Source organism: Rhizobacter sp. (assembly GCF_031412495.1).
GTDB lineage: Bacteria > Pseudomonadota > Gammaproteobacteria > Burkholderiales > Burkholderiaceae_C > Schlegelella_A.
Genome location: NZ_JANODC010000343.1, coordinates 1 through 2,753, shown reverse-complemented (window position 1 = coordinate 2,753; position 2,753 = coordinate 1). Strand labels below are relative to the sequence as shown.

Annotated in this window: 1 protein-coding gene; it reads left to right on the top strand. The window is 66.1% G+C overall.

Annotated elements, in window-relative coordinates:
• Nucleotides 1-2,523: DNA-directed RNA polymerase subunit beta (rpoB, locus tag AC30N0_RS12595; RefSeq protein WP_489518252.1), on the top strand; the 2,523-nt coding region annotated here is incomplete at its 5' end.
• Nucleotides 2,524-2,753: the final 230 nt, after the last annotated feature.

The following is a 2,753-nucleotide window of genomic DNA, read 5'->3' as shown; positions in this document are numbered from 1 at the left end:
ATCACGCACAAGCGGCGCGTCTCGGCCCTCGGCCCGGGCGGCCTGACGCGCGAGCGCGCCGGCTTCGAAGTGCGCGACGTGCACCCGACGCATTACGGCCGGGTCTGCCCGATCGAGACGCCGGAAGGCCCGAACATCGGCCTGATCAACTCGCTGGCGCTGTACGCGCAGCTCAACGAGTACGGCTTCCTCGAGACCCCGTACCGCCGCGTCGCCGACGGCAAGGTCAGCGACAAGATCGACTACCTCTCGGCCATCGAGGAAGGCAAGTACGTCATCGCCCAGGCGAGCGCCACGCTCGACAAGGACGGCAAGCTGATCGATGAGCTGGTCTCCGCGCGCGACAACGGCGAATCGGTGCTGACCTCGGCCGAGCGGATCCAGTACATGGACGTCGCGCCGACGCAGATCGTCTCCGTCGCCGCGTCGCTGGTGCCGTTCCTGGAGCACGACGACGCGAACCGCGCGCTCATGGGCGCGAACATGCAGCGCCAGGCCGTTCCGACCCTGCGCCCGGAGAAGGCGTTCGTCGGCACCGGCGTCGAGCGCGTTGCCGCCAAGGACTCGGGCACGGTCGTCGCCGCCCGGCGCGGCGGTGTCGTCGACTACGTCGACACCAACCGGATCGTCATCCGCGTCAACGACCAGGAGACGGTCGCCGGTGAAGTCGGCGTCGACATCTACAACCTGATCAAGTACCAGCGCTCGAACCAGAACACGAACATCCACCAGCGGCCGATCGTCAAGCGCGGCGACCGGGTCGAGGTCGACGACATCATCGCCGACGGTGCCTCGACCGACATCGGCGAGCTCGCCCTCGGCCAGAACATGCTGGTCGCGTTCATGCCCTGGAACGGCTACAACTTCGAGGACTCGATCCTCATCAGCGAACGCGTCATCGCCGAAGACCGCTACACCTCGATCCACATCGAGGAGCTGGTGGTCATGGCGCGCGACACCAAGCTCGGCGCCGAGGAAATCACCCGTGACATCCCGAACCTGGCCGAGGTGCAGCTCGGCCGGCTCGACGAGTCGGGCATCGTCTACGTCGGCGCGGAAGTCAATCCCGGCGACACGCTGGTCGGCAAGGTCACGCCCAAGGGCGAGACGACGCTGACGCCGGAGGAAAAGCTCCTCCGGGCCATCTTCGGCGAGAAGGCCTCCGACGTGAAGGACACCTCGCTGCGCGTCGACCAGGGCACCAACGGCACGGTCATCGACGTGCAGGTGTTCACCCGCGAAGGCATCCAGCGCGACAAGCGCGCCCAGCAGATTATCGACGACGAGCTGAAGCGCTACCGCCTCGACCTCAACGATCAGCTGCGCATCGTCGAGGCCGACGCGTTCGACCGGATCGGAAAGCTGCTCGACGGCAAGCCGGCCAACGGCGGCCCGAACAAGATCGCCAAGGGCACGCCGATCGACAAGGCCTACCTCGACAGCGTCGAGAAGTACCACTGGTTCGACATCCGCCCGGCCGACGAGGACCTCGCCAACCAGCTCGAGTCGATCAAGAACTCGCTCGAGCAGACGCGGCACAGCTTCGACCTCGCCTTCGAGGAGAAGAAGAAGAAGCTGACGCAGGGCGACGAGCTGCCCGCCGGCGTTCTGAAGATGGTCAAGGTCTACCTGGCCGTCAAGCGGCGCCTGCAGCCGGGCGACAAGATGGCCGGCCGGCACGGCAACAAGGGCGTCGTCTCGAAGGTGGTCCCGGTGGAGGACATGCCCTACATGGCCGACGGCACCCCGTGCGACATCGTCCTCAATCCGCTCGGCGTGCCGTCGCGGATGAACGTCGGCCAGGTCCTCGAGGTTCACCTCGGCTGGGCCGGCAAGGGCATCGGCCAGCGCATCGGCGACATGCTGCAGAAGGAGGCCAAGGTGGCCGAGCTGCGCAGGTTCCTCGACGAGCTCTACAACAAGAGCGGCGGCAAGACCGAGCGTCTCGACCACCTCAGCGACGCCGACATCCGCGAGATGGCGGAAAACCTGTCGAAGGGCGTGCCGTTCGCGACGCCGGTCTTCGACGGTGCCGCCGAGAGCGAGATCCGGACCATGCTCAAGCTGGCGTACCCGGACGAGATCGCCAAGGCCAAGGGCCTGACCGACACGCGGACGCAGGCGGTCCTGCACGACGGCCGCACCGGCGATCCCTTCGAGCGCCCAGTGACGATCGGCTACATGCACGTGCTGAAACTGCACCACCTCGTGGACGACAAGATGCACGCGCGCTCCACCGGGCCGTACAGCCTGGTCACGCAGCAGCCGCTCGGCGGCAAGGCGCAGTTCGGTGGCCAGCGCTTCGGCGAGATGGAGGTCTGGGCCCTCGAGGCCTACGGCGCCAGCTACGTCCTGCAGGAAATGCTGACGGTCAAGTCGGACGACGTGAACGGCCGCACCAAGGTCTACGAAAGCATCGTCAAGGGCGAGCACGCCATTGAGGCCGGCATGCCGGAGTCGTTCAACGTGCTGGTCAAGGAAATCCGGTCTCTGGGCATCGACATCGAGCTGGAGCGCAACTGAGCATGACGACGACCCCCGTTCATGAACTGATCAAAGTCTCGTTCGGTCGCTCGATTCGTCGCCGGCTAGGCGCCCTTGAGGGCGCTCAGTCCTGCTCCAGTTCGATGTTGATCGCGAGCCCACGGATCTCGTTGCAGAGGACGTCGAATGAGACGGGCGTGCCGGCCTCGAGGATGTTCTCCCCCTTGACCATGGCCTCGTAGATCTTCATGCGGCCGTCCACGTCGTCG